At 67.9% G+C, this 420-nt stretch carries 1 pseudogene; it reads left to right on the top strand.

The features are described from left to right. Positions 1 to 420: pseudogene (locus tag QZH66_RS18530) on the top strand (methylmalonyl Co-A mutase-associated GTPase MeaB); the annotation flags it as partial.

Below are 420 nucleotides of genomic sequence, written 5' to 3'. Positions count from 1 at the left end.
GCGCCTGGGCATCAGCGGCGTGCCGGGCGTGGGCAAATCCACCTTCATCGAGACGCTGGGCCTGTACCTGATAGGCCAGGGCCACCGCGTGGCGGTGCTGGCGATCGATCCGTCGAGCAACGTCTCGGGCGGTTCCATCCTGGGCGACAAGACGCGCATGGAGCATTTGTCGGTGCGCGCGGAGGCCTATATCCGTCCCAGCCCGAGCAGCGGCACGCTGGGCGGCGTGGCAGAGAAGACGCGCGAGGCCATGCTGGTCTGCGAGGCGGCGGGCTACGACGTGGTGATCGTCGAGACCGTGGGCGTGGGGCAGTCCGAGACCACGGTGTGGGGCATGACCGACATGTTCGTGCTGCTGCAGCTGCCCAACGCGGGCGACGAACTGCAGGCCATCAAGAAGGGCGTGATGGAGATCGCCGA

This window comes from Stenotrophomonas sp. YIM B06876 (genome assembly GCF_030711595.1).
GTDB lineage: Bacteria > Pseudomonadota > Gammaproteobacteria > Xanthomonadales > Xanthomonadaceae > Stenotrophomonas.
Note: the sequence above shows the minus strand (reverse complement) of the source record. Positions and strands in the feature narration are given on the sequence as shown.